General features: G+C 38.4%; 16 protein-coding genes and 1 pseudogene. 1 reads left to right on the forward strand and 16 read right to left on the reverse strand.

Annotated features, from left to right (window positions below; translation table 11 throughout):
- Positions 1–133 precede the first annotated feature (133 nt).
- Positions 134–1864 (reverse strand): hypothetical protein, encoded by a 1731-nt coding sequence (locus tag ACTHJT_RS11990; protein WP_440238466.1) that lies wholly within the window; start codon positions 1862–1864, stop codon positions 134–136.
- A 301-nt stretch (positions 1865–2165) separates the two neighbouring features.
- Between ACTHJT_RS11990 and ACTHJT_RS11995 the strand changes: the two genes are divergently transcribed.
- Positions 2166–3158, forward strand: coding sequence for a hypothetical protein (locus ACTHJT_RS11995; protein WP_440238468.1), 993 nt, complete (start codon positions 2166–2168; stop codon positions 3156–3158).
- 213 nt (positions 3159–3371) lie between these two features.
- Here the strand turns inward: ACTHJT_RS11995 and ACTHJT_RS12000 are convergent, their stop codons facing one another.
- The 15 genes and pseudogenes from ACTHJT_RS12000 to ACTHJT_RS12070 all read right to left on the reverse strand — a co-directional run bounded on the left by ACTHJT_RS12000 (position 3372) and on the right by ACTHJT_RS12070 (position 23217).
- On the reverse strand, positions 3372–5168 hold the full coding sequence (locus ACTHJT_RS12000) for a UvrD-helicase domain-containing protein (protein WP_440238470.1): 1797 nt from the start codon (positions 5166–5168) through the stop codon (positions 3372–3374).
- Positions 5169–5231: 63 nt separating this feature from the next.
- Entirely contained in the window at positions 5232–5486 is a 255-nt protein-coding gene (locus ACTHJT_RS12005) for a hypothetical protein (protein WP_440238472.1), read from the reverse strand.
- Between the two features lie 85 nt (positions 5487–5571).
- Positions 5572–6018 carry a hypothetical protein gene (locus ACTHJT_RS12010; RefSeq protein ID WP_440238474.1) on the reverse strand — a complete coding sequence of 149 codons (447 nt, stop codon included), beginning with the start codon at positions 6016–6018 and terminating at the stop codon, positions 5572–5574.
- Between the two features lie 122 nt (positions 6019–6140).
- A complete protein-coding gene (locus tag ACTHJT_RS12015) occupies positions 6141–7517 on the reverse strand; it encodes a toxin-antitoxin system YwqK family antitoxin (protein ID WP_440238476.1) in 1377 nt (458 codons plus the stop codon).
- Positions 7508–7912, reverse strand: a complete 405-nt coding sequence (locus tag ACTHJT_RS12020; protein WP_440238478.1) for a hypothetical protein — start codon at positions 7910–7912, stop codon at positions 7508–7510. Before ACTHJT_RS12020 ends, ACTHJT_RS12015 begins: the two co-directional genes overlap by 10 nt.
- Before the next feature lie 686 nt (positions 7913–8598).
- Complete coding sequence (locus ACTHJT_RS12025) at positions 8599–10407, reverse strand: tetratricopeptide repeat protein (protein ID WP_440238480.1); 1809 nt, start codon at positions 10405–10407, stop codon at positions 8599–8601.
- Positions 10408–10859: 452 nt separating this feature from the next.
- Positions 10860–12410 carry an Ig-like domain-containing protein gene (locus ACTHJT_RS12030; protein ID WP_440238482.1) on the reverse strand — a complete coding sequence of 517 codons (1551 nt, stop codon included), beginning with the start codon at positions 12408–12410 and terminating at the stop codon, positions 10860–10862.
- Positions 12410–13276 (reverse strand): class I SAM-dependent methyltransferase, encoded by an 867-nt coding sequence (locus ACTHJT_RS12035; protein ID WP_440238484.1) that lies wholly within the window; start codon positions 13274–13276, stop codon positions 12410–12412. The genes ACTHJT_RS12030 and ACTHJT_RS12035 overlap by 1 nt, the downstream gene beginning before the upstream one ends.
- A 9-nt stretch (positions 13277–13285) precedes the next feature.
- The gene (gene mnmG, locus ACTHJT_RS12040) at positions 13286–15151 is read right to left on the reverse strand and encodes a tRNA uridine-5-carboxymethylaminomethyl(34) synthesis enzyme MnmG (RefSeq protein WP_440238486.1); all 1866 of its coding nucleotides are present in this window, start codon (positions 15149–15151) and stop codon (positions 13286–13288) included.
- A gap of 580 nt (positions 15152–15731) precedes the next feature.
- Positions 15732–16163, reverse strand: coding sequence for an rRNA maturation RNase YbeY (gene ybeY / locus ACTHJT_RS12045; protein WP_440238488.1), 432 nt, complete (start codon positions 16161–16163; stop codon positions 15732–15734).
- Positions 16164–16165: 2 nt separating this feature from the next.
- Positions 16166–16567 carry an ATP-binding protein gene (locus tag ACTHJT_RS12050; protein WP_440238490.1) on the reverse strand — a complete coding sequence of 134 codons (402 nt, stop codon included), beginning with the start codon at positions 16565–16567 and terminating at the stop codon, positions 16166–16168.
- Positions 16568–18539: 1972 nt separating this feature from the next.
- Positions 18540–20000 (reverse strand): annotated as a pseudogene (locus ACTHJT_RS12055) (DUF4175 family protein); the annotation flags it as partial.
- A gap of 123 nt (positions 20001–20123) precedes the next feature.
- Entirely contained in the window at positions 20124–21884 is a 1761-nt protein-coding gene (locus tag ACTHJT_RS12060) for an ABC transporter substrate-binding protein (RefSeq protein ID WP_440238492.1), read from the reverse strand.
- Between the two features lie 116 nt (positions 21885–22000).
- Entirely contained in the window at positions 22001–22768 is a 768-nt protein-coding gene (locus ACTHJT_RS12065) for an exodeoxyribonuclease III (RefSeq protein WP_440238494.1), read from the reverse strand.
- Entirely contained in the window at positions 22765–23217 is a 453-nt protein-coding gene (locus ACTHJT_RS12070) for a hypothetical protein (RefSeq protein ID WP_440238496.1), read from the reverse strand. Before ACTHJT_RS12070 ends, ACTHJT_RS12065 begins: the two co-directional genes overlap by 4 nt.

Genomic DNA, 23217 nt, shown 5'->3' on the forward strand with positions numbered 1-23217 from the left:
GACACCAGTCTTAGCGCAACGAGACGGGTGATTTTATTCTTCCAGTCTTGCTGGTTAGTCTATTTGAAATGCAATCAAACACTGCAAATTATACACAGCAGTCTGAAGATTGGAACAAGAAATATTCTTGTTTTTAATCTTTGATTTTTCTGTAGAAAAGTATCCGGATATTTTTCAACTTTACCGGTCGATCTGAGGTTCGCATTTCAAGACCGATCATTAAAGGCTTGCGGGGAAGTTCCATTGCTTCCGTTTCAAAATTATAATAACCTGTTTGCTGTGTATTGAATTTGCCTTTGGCAAAATGGATCAGATTTTTCTGTACCCAAAAATAATTCTTTTTCTCCAGCGTGTCGTTGATTGTAAGAATCACTGATGAAGAATCTGCCTCCTGATATGCATTATCAATCATAACCTGTATGTAGGCTGTCTTATCAAAGTCCGGAATTTCAGTTGATGATATCCGGTAAAACTCTCCGCTTGAATAAGCCTGCATCTGCTGATCCGGAATTCTTATTTCTTTTACTACTGCATAAGAAGTATCAATTTTATTTTGAAAAAGAATGCCTTCGTAACGTTTATCTGTTTTCAAAAATATTTTCCAGTAGTCTTCCTTGTTCATATCAATCCAATGCAGGATGTAATTCTTATACTGGTAGGTTTGAATGATATTGATCGGTACGGTTATCAATGCCAGCGTAATCATTGTAATTTTTACCGGCAACGAAACCTTCTGAAGCATCAACACAAAGGGTAATAAGAAAAACGGATAAAACTCGATGTATACACGCATGCCATAACTACAACCGTAAACCCAGGACCACCAGGAAGAAAATACGAAAGTTATGATTGTAAAAAAGAAAAGCCAGGTAAAAAACAGATACTGTTTTTTCTCTTTTAAAAAGTAAAAGACACCAGCCAAACAAATAAAAAGAACAGGTGTATATACAAACAACCCCTTCCTGTAACTAAACAGAATTTTTATAAAACGTGGTGTCAAAAAATTAAATGCTTCTTCGCCGTAGGAGTAAATAAAAAAAGCGCCGGTCTGCAAGTACCAGTAATAACATTGAATAAAAAAGACCGCGAATATGATCAAGACGGCATAAACCAGCAACAGTGGTTTACGGACCAGCGCAATGGTGGTATCTTTAAAATTCGCCCAGCTGCCTGCCAGAAAAGGCAGACTGAATAATATAAGTCCGTTTACCTGCCGGATCAAAAGAATCAAACCAAAACATGCTGCTGCCAGTAAAAGATCACATGTTCGTTTTTGTATGTAAAATGATTTTACGAGATACAGAAATACTGTAACGGCAAATAGTGAGTATACATGGCTGAAAGCCGCTTCAACATTTATGTAGTTGATAATAGATGTTGAGAAAATTAATAAGAATTGCGAAAGCAGTATCAGCGGCTTTTTTATTTCATACAGTTCCAAAAATTTTTTAAAGAAGTAGAGGCCCAGGAATAAATAGAAAAAAGCAGAGACGCGCATGGCATTGTGAAAAGATTGCTGGTAGCCATCTTCACGGGTGTTGTTTAATTGTGTAGTGCTATATGCATACAGAAAAAATGGCGTTTGCAGCACCGCCGTTCCAACCTGATATTTATTAACTTTATACGCTTCGTAATCAATGTAATTACCAAGGTTGTTTATGCGTTCGTACTGACCGGGATATTCTGTTACGTTTTTATTTCTTCTGTTTATATCATGATGAATGAACGTTGCCGGCAAATATTCGTAATAGCCTTCACCGTCTGAAAAAATGGTTCTCTCCGGAAATCCGATGCATTGCTGAATGGTGATCAGTAAAAGTAAAATAAGAATGCATTCTAAATAGAACTCCCGGACAATTTTCATGCACTGATTTTCTGTTAATTAATTTCAGGTAACGTATAGTATGCAATTTACATTCATTCCATCAAAATAAAATTTCTTGCACCAATTTTAATGGAACGGTTCGTCGCGGCGAATACAAATTCCGAAGAGCTGTGTCTATATAAAAATGCAGTCAAATACTGCGGAATAGTGCACGCCTTCGCAGCGGTGACCTGAAGACTGGCGCGAGGAAATTCGGAACTTCCTGTTCCGAAGAATTGTGAAGTCCTGCAAAAGCCTCCGCTACATAGGAATTCCATTTTTATAGTATTAATTTTGAAGCATGGCCATTCAATTATACAATCCTTTCGAAGAAATGCATTTTGATATGCATACCTGTTTTTTAACCGGACAAACCTTACTTACCGCTACTGAACCGGTTTCTGTTTTTCCGGAATGGGTTCTGAACCGGTATAACCTGAGCGACAAAACATTCAAGATGCTGGACGAAGGCGCCAGCGTTCAGTATAAAAATCTAAAGGTACCTTACGCTTCAAATGTTACTGAACAAATGGCAATCCTTGATACTGAAATCGAAAAGGCATTTACCGCTGGCTATGAGGAAGTGATAAAAATTCCGGAAGAACGTTTGTTCCAGTGGATGGCGAAGCTTATGATTGGTGTGTTGTTTGAGGACCTGCGCATTTCGCAGCAAAAACTGGCGCGTCTTGGAGAACCTTTAAGACTATCTCCTTTTCTGAAGGCACGTTTTCAAAAATTACACTGGATGTTGCAATCACTTGTTGTACCAATGGAATTTACAGGCTTAAAGCCATGGAGCATCCGCGTATTCAAAGTAAAATATTCCAACGATCTTTTTAATTACAGAGACGAAACCAACAACCTGAATTTTTCTTTATCAATGAATGACTTTGGCATTGTTGCCTGCATGCAGGATAATGGTGCAGTCGGTAAAAAATTCGATGAGCTTACAGACAGAATCGGCAGTAAAACATTACACCCGATTCAGTTTGAAGAATTGTGCGGAAGATTTATTTACGCAAATTATTTATTGACGAGCTATGCCACGTACAATGTTTCTTTAACAGGAGACAAAGTGCTCGTTGAATCAAATCCGCTGGTTACAAAAGATGGGAGTCCGCTGTTTGATTACTGGGACGATAACATGTACGGACAGGTACTTGCAAACTACTGGAAGCCCTGGGGCTTGACAATGAAAGAAATTATTCAGTTCCCGAATCCACCAATCAGTTTTATTGAAAACGATTTCAATGATGAAATTACGGATATGGAAAAAATAAACCAGCCGTATTAAAATTCTGTTACACCTAATATATCGACCGATGCCATCCTTTTAAAGGATGGCATCGGTTTTTTCTGGCGCCAGTCTTAGCGAAACGAGACTGGTGATTTTTATAATGCAGTCAAAGACTGCGGAATGGTACACACCAGTCTGAAGACTGGCGCGAGTAAAAAGACTGGTACGGATAAATTCCATCGGTGAAAAACAGTTTCCACTTTATAGAAATTAATTCCTGTAAATATATTCCAGCTCCAGCTTTTTAATTCGTGCGCCTACGGCTCCGCGGGTGCGGCCAAAATGTTTGGCCATATCTCCCAGACTGATTCCCTGTAAATACATACGCGCCAGTTCCTGATCCAGCGCATGTGTCCACGGTCGGTAGGCATCTTTATTTTTATCCCGAACTTCGTCCATCGAATACGATTTCTCTTTCGGATAACCAATCGTTTCCTTTGGCGTTTTGGTTTTAGATTTCGCAACAGCTCTCCGCTCCTCCTCTTCCGGCAATACACGCAGCACCTGGATTTGCGCCGAACGGGTTGCATTTGCCGGTAGTAATGTTTCCGGAATATGAATGAGATTTTTTGTACGCGTTACCGCCACATACAACAGATTGATTTCTTCATTCAGCCGCGCAATATTGATTTGTTCATCGGTGCGGGTACCTTTGATTTGCTTTTCAATTTTTTCCTGCGTGATAAAATCATTCACGATCTGTATCGAATCGTATTCCATTCCCTTGCAACGGTGCACGGTTGAAAAAATCATTTCCGCTTTTTCCTTTTCATCGTTACCTACATGTTTTTCTTTGATCGTGTTCAGAATATTGGGAATGTCGCTGCCGTATTCTTTTACAATTTCGATCATCATAGCCAGCTGCACGTCTTCCGTTTTTTCGATGTACTCTTCCAGCTCGTCGATGCTTTTCATCTGTGCAATCAGCGGATCACGAATCAGTGCCGGCTTTTTATTATACAGATTCAACACATCGTATAAAGACGTGCCTTCATCGGCATAGGTATAAGAATGAATATTCCCTTCGAAGTAAATATGTTTTACCTGTTTCTTTTCAACCACATATTCAATCGCTTTCAGCAGCAGATCTAAATTGGTGCGGGCAATAATGGCTTTTACTTTATTGTTATTTGTATCGCCCTTGCCTTCAATGGCAAACTGCTGTTCTTCGGTTACAAGATTTTTCCAGTTCAATACATCCAGGGCAAGCTTTGCTATGTCTGCTCCAAAGCGGAAACTCGTTGATAAATGATGGGTTTTGAAATTTGCTTTCTCCAGCGAATTCACCGCGAAGCGCCAGCCGTAGATCTGCTGGTGTGTATCACCGACAATCACTTTGGTAGCGGGTTGTTTGAAAAAAATATCCAGCATGGCCGGCGATGCGTCCTGACCTTCATCAAATAAAATATAATCGAAATACAAACGCGGATTGGATAGTTGAAATTTCTTGAGATAGAAATCGTGTGTGATTTCGATCTCGCCTTTATCCATCTTCGCCAGAAACAACCGGGTATTTTTTTCTATGTATTCATATGCTACAGAAACAAATTCTTTTGCTTCCTGGTCAAAGACCACTTCGCGGTAATTCAGGTCCTGTACTTTTTGTTTATCACTGTTGCAGAAATACGCGATGAACTTATTGATGTGGTTGGCTGCCACATATTCGGCATGTTTGTCGCCGTTATTTTGCAGACCTAAAATCTGTACAATTTCATGCGTCTTATAGCCATTTGCTTTTACGCGGTAGTTATGCCTGAACACAATCTCGCGGTACGCGAGCGAATGTGCGGTTTCAACTTTTACATTATGCAGACCCAGGTCTGAAAATTTTTTCTGCGCTTCGAGCTTCACCGATTTGTTAAACGCCAGGTAAAGAATTTTACTTGTCGCCGGCCGCGCTTTGGCATATTCAATAATGGTTGTGGTTTTCCCCGAACCAGCCACGGCATTGATTTTTATATCTCCGGTGGAATGTATGATGGCGCGTTGTTCGGCAGTAAGCAGCATGATTAAGATTAGTCGCGTAGCGGGAATTTTTTCGTTGTAAATGTACCGATTAATAATTGTATGTCATATGGTATGAAATGCATCAGCGTTCCATTTGGCCGGATTGTTCATAATATAATCTGCAATGTTTTGATAGGATTGTGGATTCCGGATGATGTGTTCATAATAACTGCGCTGCCATACAATGGATGATTGATCATGTTTTCCTGCATTCAATTGGTTCATTTGTTTTGTCACCGCTGATTTGTATCCCGTACCATGGCCCCCACCGTTTCCGACGGCGACCGGAATGTATTTTCCCGTAGGGGCGTATTGCATACGCCCTGTTGGTTAACGGACGAATGTTTTTTGGATAAATCCGACGTATTTAATGCATCCGGTTTATTTTCACATTTGTGCGTTATCAATCGGGGCATATTGCATACGCCCTACATTCGTGCGATAAATTTGGGGCGGATGTGAATGGATGCGATACGCCATCAAAATTTTCGGACGGATGTGATTTTGAAATGGGCGTATGCAATACGCCCCTACATTGATCTGATGGATTTGATGTACGATTATCATCATGTTTGATAATAATAATTCCGTGCATATGATTGGGCATCCCGATAGCTATCGGGACAAAAACATCCAATTCCACATTCGGGCGAATTTCGGATGTTTTCAACCATTCGTTGTATGCGATGTTGCCGTTGGCATTCAATATCATTTCCCCGTTTATGATTTCACCAAACAAACGGTTTTTGTTGTGGCAGCAGATGGTAATAAAATAGGCGCCTTGTTGTGCGTAATTGTATCCCTTTAACCGCACAGATCTGCGGTTGTGGATAGCAGGATTGTATTTCATTTATGTATTAAAAAATTTAGCTGGTATGTAAATGTCGGTGGTTTGCCGCAAAAAATGAAAGCGGGGATTTCTTTTTTAACAATGGTTCATAATAAGATCGAATGATTTTCGATACTTCAAAATTACTCGATCATACTTACATCTTTCAGGTTGTTTAAAAAATTGAAATCGTGTAGCAGCATAATCAAAAGAATGTATATCAACATCCACAGCAGAAATGTATAGATGCTGTGTTTATCAATAGCAAAATAAATGATGAAAAAAACAGGACAGCCAATGATCAATGACAAACCCTGAATCCCTATCGCACCTAACATATCTGAACCCGGGAGTAATCCCAGCAGCAAAAATGTTATAATAAAAACAAAAATGGGTAATATGATCGGATAGATAATCCGTTCAACGATTCGGACGCTTCGTATCGCTTTTTTATATTGTCTCCACAAGTGATAGGAAGCCAATAGTAATACCAGACACATCGTTCCAAAAATAATAATCGCAATTGTTTTTTTATTTTGCCTGGTTGTCACGTAGCTGTTGGATGTATGCTCACCGTCGGAATATTCCATGTGTTTTACTTTCTCCCCATTTTCATAAATGTCCTGCTGATCCAGCAAACCTGCATAGGTATAATATGTCCAGACTGAATCCGGAATTCCGTTTTTATAAAACCCGGAAACAATCGCCTGCTGATTGATGTACCGGGTATATGCGCCATGCAGACGGCCGTTTAAAAAGGATAATTTTTCCAGGCATGAATCTTCCTGATGCTGCAGCGTTATTGGTTTGGTGTATAAATCCTGTGGTGATACAATACTTTTCTCTAAATTTTCTAATAAACTCTTTTGTTGAAAGTCATCATATAACCTGGGATACTTATCCAGGCCAATTTGTTCTATCTGAAACAAAAGCAACGAATCTATTTCTATACTTCTACTTTTTCCTGATTCAGAAAGCGACATAACATGTTTTGTGTTTCTTAACAATATATACTGTGGCTCAAAAAAATGAAATCGCGGGCGAGGCTGAGATGTAGCTGTAAACGCGATCAATGCGATAAGCGAGAGACCAATAGTTTTATAGAATCTATCAAAGGGTTTTGCAGGAGTAAAATAAGAGAGCGGCAGAACGAACAACGCCCAGAGATCTGTATAATCTACAACACGATCGATCGTGAAAAAATAGGTTGAAAAAAGAGTGATGAACGGCTGCGACAGCGGACTTTTCCATATAATAAACAACACCGCTGTAATCAGATGCACAGCGAATTTTTTATTCTCCGGAAATATTTTTGAAAAGAAAAAAGCGAATGCATACAAGCCACAAAAATCTGAGAGTTTGCCGGTAAGTGTATTTGGAAAGGCAGCCTTTAAAATGAAATCATTTACGAACAGTAAAAACAGTGAAATCATAAATGGCCAGGAATACAATTCCGGTTTTATACGCAGCAGGTTTGTGAAAACTTGTTTTGTTTTTCCGTGCATTGTATTCAACCCCATCTTTCTTCCAGTGTTTTTAAATCTTCTTTCAACAAAGCCTGAATAGCATCCTGTGCATCTTTTTCTGTCTGGTCTATTTTATCCGTCAAACAAGTACGTGTATATTTTATGAGTCCGAAGAATCTGGAAACTTTTTTAGGTCTTAAATAAAAAATATAAAACTCCAGACCATGTTCCATATTAACCAGAGATAAAGTAATCGCGGTGCCGTTCTCTTTATTCTCTATTTCAAGTGAAGGGGAATAGTGAATATTTTGATATGTAGACGCCATCATTTTATCATAATATTCTTTCCAGGGAAAATTTATAAAAAGATTCCAGACTTTATCCTTTCTGATCTCTCCCATTTCTATCACCTTTGGATTCAATGGATCGCAGATGCTGTATCTATACATGGAACAATTTTGTGAATCTTGTTAAAAATAGATTTTAAAGTTTTTAATAAGTGAAAATTATATCTGTCGTAATTTCAATTTATCAATTAATATGTTAACCGCTCTATTTCCGTTCTGATAAAAATCAACCAGTAACATGCTAAGGAAAATAAGTCCGCCTATAGGATGAAAAATCCTTAGATCAAAAAAATTTAATGGAATATTTTTCCGATCATAAACCATATAAATCCAAATAATAGAATTTAATAACAGCATCGCATAAAGAGCATTTTATATGAACTGGAAATTCTTACCTGCAGAAATACCGTACTTTCTGTTGTTGACTCTTGAACAATATTGCCATGCAGTTCCGGCCGTTGTCTGTATTCATGACCTGAATAAAAAATAGGCGCAATTGTAAATGTGTTTTTTTGTATTCTCCCATCAAATTGCCATATTCTTTTATCAGAAGATTTTTTCATCTGCTTCACTATTTGCAGTAGCTCTTCTTTAGCGTACGCCGATGTGAAAGTATACTCTTTATAAAACAACATAGTTGATGATTTATAAAATTTTGCATCCAAAAGATTTTACATGCATTTCCGTATACAAACATTTGTTGACAAAAATTGTGGATATCGCGGGGCGCATGATTTTACAATTTAAGATCGGGATGTCATATTTCCACTATTTAAAAACGAAGGTTTTTAAATTTTATCTCCTCTCAGGATCCGGTAACGTTTGCGCACTTCCACAACATATACGCTGTTGGTATACTTCACCAGAAAATCCTGGTAGAGCTGCATGGCCTTTTCCGGATTTTTCAGATCATATTCATAGATCTGTGCCTCGGTAAACAAAGCGTCATCGCCCAAAAGATCTTCGGCGTAGCCGGTCGAAATTTTTTGCAGCGCCTCCAGTGCTTCGTTTGGTTTTCCGGTCTTCCGTAAGATTGTTGCTTCAAGCCAATACACATCATCTGTTAAATCATGGTGCGGATAATGCTTCAGTAAATCCGCGCAGGCAGTAAGCGCGTCTGTATAATTACGCTGGAAGATCAGCAATTCAATGGCGCTGTAATCTTTCAAGGCATCGGTTGTTGAATCGAGTCCGGAATTTTCTGTGATAAATACACTCATTTGTATGGCATCGTTCGAGATTTCTCGTGTGGTCGCCAGCTTCAATACATCAAGTTGTTCCTGCGCCAATGCAAATTCACCTTTATAATAATACAGTTTAGCGTTTCTCAATTTTGCTTCGTGGCCCAGCGGATCTTCTTTGAAATCCTTTTCCACCTGACTGTACAATAATGTGGATTCCCAAGGTTCGCCGTTGAGCAGATAAATATCGCCCATGTCGATTTTAGCTTTACCGCGTAAGCGGTTTTCTGTATACGGATTATCGATGAGCGATTTTAAAATGATCAATGCCGTGTCGCGCTTGTCCAGATAAAATGCATTCAGTAATGCCATGTTTCGTAAACTTTCGAGCGTGTAGGTTGTGCGGCCGTTTTCTTTCAGCAACTGGTTGTAATCGTTGATCAATCCTGAAATTTTCTGTTTATCTACGGGGAATGTATTTTTGATCTGCTCTTCACGTGTCTGGATTAAAAGTCTGCGGGCGATGCTGTAATTAAAACTCTCTTTATAATTATCCGCTACATACTGATAACAGGTTGCCGCGGCTTCATAATCTTTATTTTCCAAAGCAATGTTTCCAACTTCAAGAATAGTTGTTCCGGCCTGGCGGTTTCTTTTGTCAATGGCTTTGGCCTGGGTGAAAGCCTTGCCGAAATTTTTGCGCTGCAGGTTCAGCCAAAGCAAAAGCTGGTTATAAATAATCTGATCCGGATCCTTGCTGATGCGTTCGTATACCTTTGTTTCGAAAAGCGCAAACTGCTCGTCCGTTTCCAATTCATTCTGAAAGGTATTTTGAATTTCCTCCAGGGAACCCGGATTCACACTCAGGTAATTCAGCAGCTCGTCAAACATATTCTCCGTTTGGCCAAGTCGGTTGTAAATTGTTGCCAGCTGAAAACAATACGCGTAGCGGTCGAAATTTTTTCTGGCCTGCAGGTATAATTGTTTCGCCCACACATTCGCGCCGATTTTTATAAGATATGCACCTGATATATCAACAGCAGTGGAATTCTTCTGTATTTCCGAAACGAAAGATGAAAATTCCTTTTCTGCTTTGTCTGTTAATCCCTCTTGTTTATAAAACAAACAATAATCAATGCGGTAAGTATAATTATCCGGAGCCGTCATTTTTATCATTTTCTTAATAATCTTTTCGGCTTCGGTATAATTTTTCAGCTGGTATAAAGTTGCCAGGTAGGTATCGTATACCTTCGGCAGGTTTTCCTCTTTTTTAATAACTTCCGAATAAGTCGCGGCAGCTTTTTCATAATCCCCATTATTATAGTACTCTTTCCCAAGCTTAAAATAATCTGTCTGGGAAAATGCCCCGAAAGAAAAATTAAAAATTACAAAAAGGACAATTAGTTTATACTTCATTTCTCTATTATAACTTTTATAAAATAAAAAATTTAAATTTTTTTAGTCTTTATTATTAAGGCTGTGGATTCGTTTATAAGTTTTTAAATTCACACTTGTCTATCTTCAGTTCACAGTAAGAATATTCGATATACACATTAATAACAGTTTATCCATATGATAAGTATCAGAAGATAAGAATTTTATATTTTAAGTAACAACTATAAAAAGTACTCAAATATATATATACAGCGATATCAACATAGAACTTCTTGTTCATTCTTCCTGTGGATATTCACAGCTGTCAACATTGTTTTTTCATTTTCCATTTTATTCACTTTCCAGTTTTTGAGTGCACAACACAATACCATCTTTTGTGGTTAATTATACTCTTATTCACACGTTATATATGGATAATTTTTATTCAGTAAAATAGTAAATATGCTTATCTACAGAATGTTAATAATATATGTTTAAAATATCATTTGTATATCTTCTAAATCCCAGTTTGCCCGTATTACAAGTGGTTCTTTAAAATAGTAGATAGGTTCTGCAGCAATATTGTTGATTGGATCATAAGCATTCCAAACGCCATCATTGTTTTCATCAATATGCACAAACAATGTATAAGTTCCTGGAATAAGATTCTTTAGAATATTTACCGGTTTATTTTTACTTGTATAAATAATCTCATGTTGTTCATTTTCAAGGTAAGCAATGTAGTTTGTACTTAATGTTTTTAACTCAAAATGAAGGTTACCGAATTCTTTTTCTTCACCTGTTACTAATACCTGGTTGAATTCTTTATTATATTCATTATATATAGATGAAAGTGATTTATTCGGAATGTTTATTTTAATAGAATCCAGTTCTTTCTGCCCGGTAAATTTTAATGTAAAATTAGTGTAATTATTTGTCAGTGTATAGCTTACATTTTTTGGTGCAATAATTACCGGTTGTACATCTTTAAAGATTTTATCTGTTGAAAATTGTATTGAATCAAATTTTGGGCTTAAAAGGTATTTTTTGTTGGTATTTCTGATGTTTATAATTGAATCCTTATCTTTTTGTAAATCAATATTTTTAAATTTTGTAAGTTTTTCAAATTGACCACTTATACCCATAGAATCAACAAATTCAATTTGTATTTTTATACTATCTGTTAAATTATATTCATTCTGTATATAATATTTGCGTGGTGATTCTTTTGTGAGTAAATATTTGCCGTTTGAATCTTTTACAGAAATTTTCTGTAACCCTTTGGTAAATATTAAATTGATTATTTTATTTTGGGCATTTACAGAAATTAATTTTGTTGAGTCAAGTATGGTTGGTTGTACATTGAATTCGTTTTTTACTATATTTTTTATAGTTAAATTTTTAATGTCTACTGCCTCATTTTTATCCCACTTATTATTTTTATTATTGTCTTGAAGAGCAATTACTGTATACTCTTTTTCTTTTAAGTATGTCATTTTTACTTTTCCTGAATCTATAATTCCGACATATTCAGGTTTTTTGTTGAGCAGTTTTTGTACGCTATCTGTTTTTTCGAAAAGTAATATTTTCTGATCAGCAGCCGATGCTGATCCGTTTTGTTTTATAGAAGCTAAAAAAGTATTGGAATCTAAGTCGGGCCCGGTAGAAAAGGTTACGCTATAGGATTTGACAGTATTGCCTTCAGTAAGATCTTTTATACCTTCTACAAAATTGAAGGTATAAGTTGTGTTTTCTTTAAGGGTATCTGTCCAGCTTAATTTGACCATCCCCTTTTTTATCTTTACAGTATACCTTCCTTCAATGGTTGGACTTACCAGAATTTTATTGCTGAGTTGATTGTCGGCAATTTCTTCATTCAGATTCAGAACAATGGAATTTCCTTTATAATTGGTTTGTCCGTTTTTCGGGTAAGAAAATAACACCTTAGGTGCTTCGGTATCACGAGGTCCGCCGGTTGGGTTTACGATATTTGCGCACCCGGCAAAAAGGAAACAACTAAAAAGCAGTAAATAAATCTTTACCATTATTTTCTTTCGATTATGTAAATGAGACTTGAGGTATTGTTTGCTCCTGCTTTTACATTTGAAATAAATCCATTCCAGAATGCTTTTACAATCGATCCATTTTTATATTTTTCGCTCAGCATACTAATGTAATAGCTATCCAGCTTCATTGGTACAATCTTATTCACTTTCATATCATACCTGTTCGCAATCTGCTTGATGACACTTTTTTTATAATGGTATAAATGGCGTGGTACATCATAAGCAGCCCAATTTGCCTGGTAAAGCTGAGCATCCGGAGATTCGGGATTCGGTACTGCTATAACCAGGATACCGTCTTTATCTAACAGATTGTTTAAGCTTTCAAATGTTTTATTGATATCATGTACATGTTCAAAGACATGCCACATGGTTATTACTTTATACTTGCCGTTAACTTCATTTAAAGAATTGTAAGGCTTCTTATTTAGTTTCTGTTCTGCTTGTTTAGCAGCTTCAGCATCCGGTTCAAGTACATCTACCTGGAATCCTTTTTCTGCCATGAATTCTGCAAAGTATCCGGTGCCGCAACCAATATCAAGCAGGGAGGTTTTTATATGGTACTCTTTAATCAGATTACTTTTTTTAACAAGGGTCCATTTACGGGCTATATGGTATAAACTATTAATGAATCCTTTTTTGGTATCTGTATGTGAAACGTAGGCATCAGACTGATAGTATCTGCCGATCTCGGTTTCTGCAGGCTGGGGATTGGTATGAATCAATCCGCAGCAAAAGCATTCTAATAATTCAAAAGGTTCTTTCGAAACACTGTGATCGGTAACTTTCAGAATGGATGTCAGGTCATCGCATTCACAGTAATTGCATTTGGTAATTTGTACTGACATATTATTATTTTATCGACCCATGTAGATCATTAATATCGAAATATCTGAAGGATTCACTCCACTGATCCTGGAAGCTTGTCCCAGGGTTGCTGGTTTTATTCTGCTTAGTTTTTCCCTTGCTTCTAAAGACAAGGCCTGTATTTTTTTATAATCGAAATCCGGATTAAGGGCAAGGTTTTCAAGCTGGGTCATCTTCTGAGCCATTTGTTCTTCCTTGTCGATATAATCTCTGTATTTTACTTCGATCATAGCCTGTTCAATTTCTTCCTGTGTATAGGGTTTCAGCATTTCTCCTATTTCACTTACCTTTCCTGCAAAACCTTCTATTTCCATATTAGGTCTCTTAAGCAGATTGTATAAGGTTACTTTTTCCCTAACAGGAGCTGAACCTTTTTCTTCCAGGATCGGGTTAGCAGTATCAGGCTGTATTTTGGTATTCTTAATTTCTTCAACAAGCTTCTCGCTCTGGAATTTTTTCTGCAGCATATCCTGGTAACGTTGTTCCTTCGCCAAGCCGATTTTATAACCAATGGGTGTAAGACGAAGATCGGCGTTATCCTGTCTTAACAGGATGCGGTACTCTGCTCTTGAGGTAAACATACGGTATGGTTCTTCAGTACCTTTATTTACAAGGTCATCGATCAATACCCCGATATAAGCTTCGGAACGTTTTAAGATCAGGTGTTCCTCTTCCCTGGCAGACTTATGTGCATTGATTCCAGCCATTAATCCCTGGCAGGCGGCTTCTTCGTACCCGGTTGTTCCGTTTATCTGTCCGGCAAAGAATAAGTTCTTTACAAGCCGTGTTTCAAGGCTTAATTGCAATTGTGTTGGCGGGAAGAAATCGTATTCGATCGCATAACCCGGACGGAACATTTTAGCGTTCTCAAATCCTGCTATTTTAGTCAGTGCTTTGTACTGAACATCTTCAGGTAAAGAAGTAGAGAAACCATTTACATACACTTCGACGGTATTCCAGCCTTCCGGTTCAACAAAGATCTGGTGTCTCTCTTTATCAGCAAAACGATTGATCTTATCTTCTACCGATGGGCAATATCTGGGTCCAAGGCCTTTGATTCTTCCGGTAAACATTGGTGAACGATCAAAGCCTTCTTTCAAAGTTTCATGTACTGCCTGGTTAGTATAAGTGATGTGGCAGGAACGTTGTATTGTAAGCGGACTTGTTTCTTTTGAATAAGAGAATTTGGAAGGATTCTCATCTCCCTGCTGTTCTTCCATAACGGCATAATTCAGACTTCTTCCATCAACCCTGGGTGGAGTCCCGGTCTTCATTCTTCCGCTTTCAAAACCTAGCTCGATTAATTGTTCGGTAATACCTGTTGCAGCCTTCTCGCCTGTTCTACCACCGCCTAAGCGTTTCTCTCCAATATGAATAATACCATTTAAAAAAGTCCCATTAGTCAGTACAACCGATTTACAACGAATTTCTATACCTAAACCTGTACGTACGCCGCATACCTTACCATCTTTCACCAATAGGCCCGATACCATCTCCTGCCAGAAGTCTACATTAGGTAGCGCTTCCAGTTGCATGCGCCACTCCCAGGCAAACATATGTCGGTCGTTCTGTGTACGCGGACTCCACATCGCAGGACCTTTAGAACGGTTCAGCATACGGAATTGTATCATGGATTTGTCTGATACGATTCCGGATAAACCGCCCAAGGCATCTATTTCACGTACTATCTGTCCTTTTGCTACACCACCCATAGCTGGATTGCAACTCATCTGGGCGATAGTCTGCATATTCATGGTTGCAAGCAATACTTTCGATCCCATGTTTGCAGCAGCAGCAGCAGCTTCACAACCTGCATGTCCGGCGCCAACAACTATTACATCGTATTCAGGAAACATATCCTAATCTGTTATCTGTTTGTTTTATCTTAATTGTTCCACGTGGAACGTTAATCCAAATATCGCTAAATTGGCCTTTAACCTTTTTGATACCCTTTTTATGTTTCACGTGGAACATTCTTTATTTTTCACTTTTTCTGAGAAAGCCTTTTGAATGCTGTGTTCCACGTGGAACATTACATATAGACTTCGCCCATTCTGAAGCAACAGTATTTTCGAAGAACGTTCTTATTATCCTTATTTTAAAACATCAAATAGTAATTGTTCCACGTGGAACGTTCTTGCTGAGTCGTTCAAGTCTTTAGTCTCAGAACCTGTTTCACGTGGAACATGGGTTCTATTGTAAAGCCTCAGTTTGTGATTCTTTCGGTTGGGAAGTAAGCCTGACACCTGATTGGTTTTTTCTCGACACTTATTCAAACTTTCATTCAACAATTCTGTCTTAATCTTAATTCCTTTCTGATTTAATTATCTCCCTGCGTTCCACGTGGAACATCTGCATTGTATCTAATGTGTACCGATGATTAAGTATAAATTCTTAAGGAATAACAGGCTGCTTTGGGGTAAATAAACCCTTTATTCAGAACCTGCGCAAAGATAGAGACGAGTCTTCTTTTTTCCGCATGATTTCCTGTTCCTTACTGGTTTTATCTTTATATCCAGTTAAATGCAGCAGGCCATGTACCAGTACACGATGCAGTTCATCTTTCAGACTTGTTTTTTGTTGTTGTGCGTTGTCCTTTACACGGTCTATACTGATAAAAATATCTCCTTCAATCTTTCCGGGAATTTCACTGTTATCAAAGGTTATGATGTCTGTATAGTAATCGTGGTCTAAAAAATCTCTATTCATTTGAAGAAGATATTCGTCTGAACAAAAAATGTAATTGAGTTCAAGAATTGAATACTTCTCCTTTTTTGCAATGCTTTTTAACCAGGTGCGAATCTCGCTGCGTTGCCTCAACTGGTATGAGGTATCTTCAGTAAAGAATTTTATGGATTCTTCTTTCAAAACTAGTTATTGAAAAATGTTAGCTCAACTTTACGCCCTTCGTTTGAAAACTTAACTTCATCAGCTAAATGTTTCATCAGGAAGATTCCACGTCCGCCAACTTTCTCAAGATTCTCAGGAGCCGTTGGGTCCGGCAATGTATCAGGATTAAAACCCGGACCTTCATCTTCAACAGTAAACACCAATACGTTTTCTGTGCAGGATGCCGTTAACGTTACATTTTTTTTCGCGTCTTCGTTGTTGCCATGACGGATTGCATTATTAACCGATTCGGTAATAGCAACCATGATGTTACCATAGATATCGTCATCTATCTCAAATGTATCTTTAACATTATCAATAAAACTTTCAACGATGCGAATGTTTTCTACTAATGAAGGGATCTGTATGCGCAAGGATTCCATGTGTTCTTTAAAATTAATGCAAGTTATTTCATTGATAATTAATAACAAAATAAAGTCTAAGCTCAACTAAAATAAGTATAATCTTAACCGGTTTATTTTATTCACGTCACTCCAGTGTTTTAAAATAATCGTCTATTTCTTCTTTGAAATAAGGCGTATAAGAAGGAGGAATTGTTTTAATCAGTTCTAATTGTTTTTCTTTTGCTTTCAGGTATTTCTCCAGCGACGGCGGATAATCATTTGGCTTCTGGTCTGCTGTTTTAGATTCCCGTTTATTATCCCAATCTCTTTCCCGCATTGATTTCTCCGCTTCCAGTAATCGGGTCTGGATCTCACGCTGACGCATAATCGTTTCATTGGTGATATTTTTGTTCACCAGATCTCGCTCTGTCTGTTCCATCATCTCACTCAGTTTCTTAATTTCATTGCTTGGATTACCGCCTTGTTCTTTCATCATCTGTTCCATTTCCTGCAGCGACTTACGCAGCATCTCCTGTTCGGCAGCAAGCTTCGCCAGTTCTTCAGACAAACTCTTTCCGCTTAATCCGCTTTTCTTTAATTGCTCAATCTTTTGGCTTAGCTGCTGCTGCATCTGACTCATGTTACCCGGCTTAGGCTTACCCGTAGAGCCCGGCTTTGGTTTGTTGCATTGCGCATTGCCCATCTTCGGCTGACTGCTGGCCATCTGTTGCTGCATCTGTTTTAATACTTCATTCAGCATCAAGGCAAGGTTGTTCATCGACGTCATCGCGTACTGCTCATCAGAAGCAGCCAGATCCGGACGACGCTCTTTGATGTGTTGTACGGCAGCATCCATGTGTTGGTTCATGGCCAATACTTCTTTCGTTACAAACGCCTCAATCTGCGGAACTCGTTTCGCCAACGCATATAAGCTGTCCTTGATAATCTTACTGTCGTCCTTCAGCTTTAACTGCTGTTGCCCAAGGGTAATATAACGCGGATCGGTCTGCTGTACCTTACGGAATTCCTTCATCAGGGCTTCCTGGTCAAAAGATACATGTAGCAGGTTATCCAGAATCTGACGCAAATCTTTCATGTTTTCCTCCGCCTGCGCAGCTGCCATGTTGGCTTTCATTTCCTGCATCTTGGCCGACATCTGTTTCATCTTATCTGAAGCATTCTTTTGAGACGAACCAGCCTTTTTATTCTGGCCTCCACCCAATTGCTCGCTGCTTTTCTGCATCTCCTGGTCAATCTCCTGCTTTTCCTGCTCCAGGTTTTCAAGCGGTTTTTTATCTTCCAGTTCCTTGTTCAGCTCATCGAGCTGCTTCATGTCCTCCTGCAGCTTATCAAACTCTTTATTTAACTCTTCCTGTTCTTTTAGTAATTCTTCTTTGGACCCTTTCTGCTCCATGGTTTTTTCAGAAAGTTCTTCCTGCTTTTTAGCAAGCTCATCCAGTTTTTGGATATTGTTTTCCAGCGCCCGGTCAAACTGCATCTGTTTGAATATTTCCAGATTCCGTTCTATCTCCTTTTCCAGGAACTTATCTTTATTCGATAAGTCCTTCATGGTTTTGTCTATATCCTCTTTTTTGGCATTTTCCTGGAGCAATTTCTCCAGTTCATCCATCAGTTTTTTCGTTTCTTCATCCAGCAATTCATTCATGAGCTTTTCCAGCTGTTTCATTTTCTCAGCCAACTCCTGTGAGGCAGGGTCAAATTTGTCTTGCTTTTCCTGAAGTTTATTTAAGTTTTCTTTTAACTGCTGCAGTTCCTTTTCAAGTGCCTGATGTTTTTTGACCATTTCTTCCATCGCTTGTTTGTCCTGCCATGAAAGTTGTTTTTTGGTTTTGGTGCGTTCTTCCAGCTGCTGCATTTCTTTTTGTAACTGCTTGGCCTGCTCAGCAATGTCCTGGAATTGTTCTGAGGCTGAACTTGAGCTTGTTTTAAGCTCTTGTTCTACTTCTTCCTTGCTTGGTATTTTCCAGGAGAATAAGGTTGATTTTGTACTTTTTGAACCGTTTACTCCATCATTGTCAAACACTTCCAGATAATATTCCAATTCCTGCCCCGGAGCAATCTTTATGGAATCGATGTTCCACGTGCTGTAAAACGTTTGGTTTGGTGTTCCACGATCGATAGGGATATTCTTCGTTCCTTTCTGAATAACCTTCTTGTTTTTGTCCTTGACAGCATATTGAATCAGTAAGCGGTTAATTCCATAATCATCTGATAATGAACCACCAAACTGAATTTCTTCCAGCAAGGTTGAATCACGGAATTCTTCGACCAGAATGTTAGGATACTGATCTTTAACTACATGCACTGCATATTGGATGGGCAAAATTTCAGCACCTTTGTTCCGGTTAATTTGAATCGAATATTTGTCGTCGTTTTTAAGCATCTTTCTGAAGCTGAACCGGTCACCGGATTTTTCATTCTGAACCAGTTTATTTTTTTCGCTTTCAAAAGCCACATCAAGTTGATCTGTATGGATCGTCTCAATGTTCCACGTGGCAACGGTTCCTTCAGGAACGGTGAGGTTGCCACCGTTTTTAATCGACTCTGATTGTTTTTTTATATAGGCAGGAAATTCCAGAACGATATCCAGGCCTAAAATATCGGGCTTGACACTTACCTCCAGTTCGTATTCCTGAGACAAAAATCCGGCAGCTTCAAAACGGAAGTCTTCGTTGCGCTGTACATTTTTGAAATCGTAACTGAAAACACCTTCGGATTTTTTCCTGAGTTTGTAGCGTTGGCCGTGAACCAAAATATAACATTGCTCGGGAATTTCATTGCCTGTCAATTCGAGCGAAATTTCCAGGTCCTGATTTTTGTAAACCGAAAAGTTTTTATTCAAAACGTTGAACTGAAACGGCGCCGGAACCAAAAATTGGCTATTATATTTGATTATACGGTTTGCACTCTCTGTTAATAAAGTTGGTATAACAATTAATAATATGATTATAAGAAATATAGGTGGCAATGCATACCTTAAATATTTACGGTTTTCAGACAAATCAATTGCGCCTGAAAAAGTGAACATATTCAGCTCTTTTGTCTTTTGCCGGATGCTTGCCGAGATGAGATCATTGGCAGCAGCGTTATTACTGTTTTGCAGTTGCAGGGTATTGATAAGCTTATCGCTTATTTCAGGGAAGAATGCGCCGATTTGTTTGGAAGCCTCTTCGTTGGAAAGGGCTTTATCCAGATGAAATAATTTAATGATGGGAGTAACGATCCAGCTGCCTAAGGTGTAGACAGTACTCGAAGCCAGCAGCAGTAAAAAAGATAAGCGTACAAAGCTGTTGAACCGGCCGAAGTGTTCTGTTAAAGCAAGAGCCAAAAAGACCGTTGATATAAGTCCGACGGTTATTAATGAGCCACGAAGCAATCGGTTCAGGTAATACTTCTTCTTGTATTGCCTGAGGTTGGCTAATAGTTCATTGTATGTATTACCATGTATCATTTTAATATCCAGTAGTAAACAAACGGATTAAATGTATGAGAAAAAACCCGTAAAATTTCTCTGAAGAAATTATTACGGGTTTTATAAATATCAGTACTTACTTCTAACGAAGTTTCTCAGCTGTTATTTTGCTTCGTTTTTAGACGGAGTTAAATAAACGGATGTGAAATCTCTGTATTGCATTGCGTTGTTCGGGAAGTTTTTAACTGTTGGCTGCATTAATCTGTATGCTTCATCGTACCAAAGAACTACGATTGGAGCTTCAGTCATGGCAACTTTTTCAGCTTCTAGGAAATATTTATACGCTTCCTGAGTTGTTTGTGATTTAAGACCTTTCTCGTACAACTCATCAAATTTGCTGTTTTTGTAACGAGCCATGTTTGGATAAGATGAAGTTGATGCATTTGCAGGAACGTTTTTACCGTATAGGTACCATAAGAAGTTTTCCGGACTAGGATAATCTGCGATCCAGCCTACTCTGAATAAATCTGATTTACCACCGATCATGTTATCAATCAATGTTGCAGTCGTTACAACATTTGTTTCGATTGTGATGTTCAGGTTGTTTTTCAATTGTGTTCTTACTTCAGCAGCTACAGCTTCGTTACGTCCACCGTCTGAGTTTAACTCAAGAACGATTTTAGGAACATCAGCACCGCTCTTGAAGCCAGCCTTCTTTAAATAATAGTTAGCAGAATCAAGGTTCAATGTATAACCGGAAATTGATTTAGCATCGTATTCAGGGAAAACGTTAACCGGTGTAATACCCCAGAAACCTGGAGCGTCACCTTCACCGTCAAGAACTTTATCAAGGATCATTTTTCTGTCGATACCGAAAGAAATTGCTTTACGAAGATTTACGTTGCTGAACATCTTGCCCTGGTTAGCAAAAGAAAGGAAGTGTACAGCCATTTCCGGGTTCTTCTGTAAATCATACAGACCGTATTCCCCGGTTTTCTTAACAGATTGTTCTTCGATGTCAATGATGAAGTCTGTTGGAAGACGGTACATCATATCGAAGTTTCCTTTTTTGAATTCGATCAATTCAATTTTACGGTCTTTTAAGAATTTAACAGCAATACCATTTAAGTATGGTAACTGGTTGCCGTCTTCGTCTTTCAGGTAGTAGTTCGGGTTTCTTAATAAATTTACAGAAGTTCCTTCGTCGATGCTTGAAACAACAAATGGACCTGTACCTACAGCTTTAACACGCATTTCCTGTCCGTATTTCTCGTATGCTTCTTTAGCAAAGATGAATGTGAACGGACGGGCTAAGTTGTAAAGGAAAATAGAGTTTGGTTCAACAAGTGTGAATTCGATTGTGTATTTATCTATTACCTTGATACCTTCTACTTCAAACGCTGGTTTTTTACCACCTGCACTTGCTTCATAATAAGCATCAGCACCTTTCAGGATACCCTGGAACATACTGAAACCCTGGTTTTGCTGTGGGTTGGAAGTACAAAGCAGGCTGAAGCAATATTTAACATCTTCTGCAGTGAACTCACGGCCTTTACCATCCGGGAAGCAAGCGTTGTCGTGGAACTTAACACCTTTGCGAAGTGTGAATGTATAAACTGTTTTTGATTCGTCAATGGTATATTTTTCTGCCAAACCGTTTGTCAGATGCAATGAGTCTTGTGTAAACTTCATCAAGCCTTCATAAACCTGAGATGCAATTCTGTAAGAAGTAGCATCTGTAATGTTATGAGGGAATAAGTTTTTAAGGAACTCCGCTTCGTTGTATTTAAAAATTCCACCAGAGTATTTACCGCCTTTGGCTTCTATTAATGCTTCAGCATTTTCAGATCTTCCGTCCTTGTCATTGGAGCAGGAACCCATTACAAGAACTGCTAGTAAAAGTGGTAATAACGATTTTTTCATTGTATCGTAAGTAATTATTTTTTGTACTCGATTTTATTTCGCTTCTACGGAATAAGCCGAAGAAACGTTAGTTTTTTTAGTAAAGCAATATACCAAATTCTGAATAGAAACAAATTTTATTCACTAATAATTTCTAACAAAACAGGGCAATGATCGGAATGTACGGCGTCGGGTAAAATCACACTCCTGACAATTTTCGGTTTCAGCGGTTCTGTTACTGCAAGATAATCAATACGCCAGCCCAGATTTTTACTTCTTGAACCGGCCCGGTAACTCCACCAGGTATAGTGGTGGGGTTCCTGATTACAATGCCTGAAGGAATCAATGAATCCGGATTCGAAGAATTTGTCCATCCACTCGCGTTCTTCGGGTAAGAAGCCTGAGGTTTTCGCATTCGACTTTGGATTGTGTATGTCTATTGCTTTGTGGCAGATGTTATAATCACCGCATACAATTAAGTTAGGAAAAGTTTTTCTTAATTCAGAGACATATACCAGAAAATCATCCATCCACTCGAATTTAAATTTCTGCCGGTCTTCGCCGCTGGAGCCAGATGGCATATAGACATTTAATACGGAGAAGTTTGAATAATCAGCCCGGATAACCCTTCCTTCAAAATCATATTTTTCTATGCCGCAGCCAAACTGTACATGCTTAGGAATTTCTTTGGTGAATATGGCTACGCCGCTGTAGCCTTTTTTCTGTGCCGGAAAAGCATAAGCAGTATAACCCATGGTCTTAAAAGCTTCGGCATCAATCTGGTCGGCAGTTGCTTTGATTTCCTGGAAACACAATACATCCGCATTGGTTGCCTGTGCCCAGTTCAGCAAACCTTTTGTGATCGCGGAACGGATTCCGTTCACATTATAGGTAATAATTTTCATTCGTTTGTAGTATTGTCTTCTTCAGCTGAAGGAGATGGCTTGGGTTTTATGACTGGTTTCAAATGGCTCACATCCCTGGCATTATTTTCACGCGCGCGTTCTTCCTGAATCTGCTCTTCAAAATACTCAATCATGTGCAGTTTCAACAAATCTTCCTGTTCTTCGAGGGTAAGCTTAGGTAAAGATTTAACAATTTTATAATGCGGCCAGCCGTCTGAATCCAGTCCTTCCCATTCATAATACCCGGAAAGGCTTAACAGTTTGCAGGTGGCAATGTGCATGAGATCTTGTTTCTCTTCTTTGGAAAAAGTTTTTTTACCTTTTCCCAATTCATTTACACCAATAAGAAATAACAGCGTGTTTGTTGTGGGCTTTTTACCTGTGGTGCGGATAAAAAAGTACATCAAACGCTTCCAGTCTTTGTTCAGATCAAGATCTTCAAATTCCAT

The sequence above is a fragment of the Cytophaga sp. genome (assembly GCF_051961495.1).
Classification (GTDB): Bacteria; Bacteroidota; Bacteroidia; order Cytophagales; family Cytophagaceae; genus Cytophaga.

What these genes read in the sequence shown, in the direction of transcription:
- ACTHJT_RS12015 (WP_440238476.1), bottom strand. Translation starts at nt 7,517, where the DNA reads ATGGGGTTGAATACAATGCACGGAAAAACAAAACAAGTTTTCACAAAC.
- ACTHJT_RS12070 (WP_440238496.1), bottom strand. Translation starts at nt 23,217, where the DNA reads ATGGAATTTGAAGATCTTGATCTGAACAAAGACTGGAAGCGTTTGATG.
- ACTHJT_RS12050 (WP_440238490.1), bottom strand. Translation starts at nt 16,567, where the DNA reads ATGGAATCCTTGCGCATACAGATCCCTTCATTAGTAGAAAACATTCGC.
- mnmG (WP_440238486.1), bottom strand. Translation starts at nt 15,151, where the DNA reads ATGTTTCCTGAATACGATGTAATAGTTGTTGGCGCCGGACATGCAGGT.
- ACTHJT_RS12065 (WP_440238494.1), bottom strand. Translation starts at nt 22,768, where the DNA reads ATGAAAATTATTACCTATAATGTGAACGGAATCCGTTCCGCGATCACA.
- ACTHJT_RS12010 (WP_440238474.1), bottom strand. Translation starts at nt 6,018, where the DNA reads ATGAAATACAATCCTGCTATCCACAACCGCAGATCTGTGCGGTTAAAG.
- ACTHJT_RS12020 (WP_440238478.1), bottom strand. Translation starts at nt 7,912, where the DNA reads ATGTATAGATACAGCATCTGCGATCCATTGAATCCAAAGGTGATAGAA.
- ACTHJT_RS12060 (WP_440238492.1), bottom strand. Translation starts at nt 21,884, where the DNA reads ATGAAAAAATCGTTATTACCACTTTTACTAGCAGTTCTTGTAATGGGT.
- ACTHJT_RS12030 (WP_440238482.1), bottom strand. Translation starts at nt 12,410, where the DNA reads ATGGTAAAGATTTATTTACTGCTTTTTAGTTGTTTCCTTTTTGCCGGG.
- ACTHJT_RS11990 (WP_440238466.1), bottom strand. Translation starts at nt 1,864, where the DNA reads ATGAAAATTGTCCGGGAGTTCTATTTAGAATGCATTCTTATTTTACTT.
- ACTHJT_RS12000 (WP_440238470.1), bottom strand. Translation starts at nt 5,168, where the DNA reads ATGCTGCTTACTGCCGAACAACGCGCCATCATACATTCCACCGGAGAT.
- ACTHJT_RS12005 (WP_440238472.1), bottom strand. Translation starts at nt 5,486, where the DNA reads ATGCAATACGCCCCTACGGGAAAATACATTCCGGTCGCCGTCGGAAAC.
- ACTHJT_RS12035 (WP_440238484.1), bottom strand. Translation starts at nt 13,276, where the DNA reads ATGTCAGTACAAATTACCAAATGCAATTACTGTGAATGCGATGACCTG.
- ACTHJT_RS12025 (WP_440238480.1), bottom strand. Translation starts at nt 10,407, where the DNA reads ATGAAGTATAAACTAATTGTCCTTTTTGTAATTTTTAATTTTTCTTTC.
- ACTHJT_RS11995 (WP_440238468.1), top strand. Translation starts at nt 2,166, where the DNA reads ATGGCCATTCAATTATACAATCCTTTCGAAGAAATGCATTTTGATATG.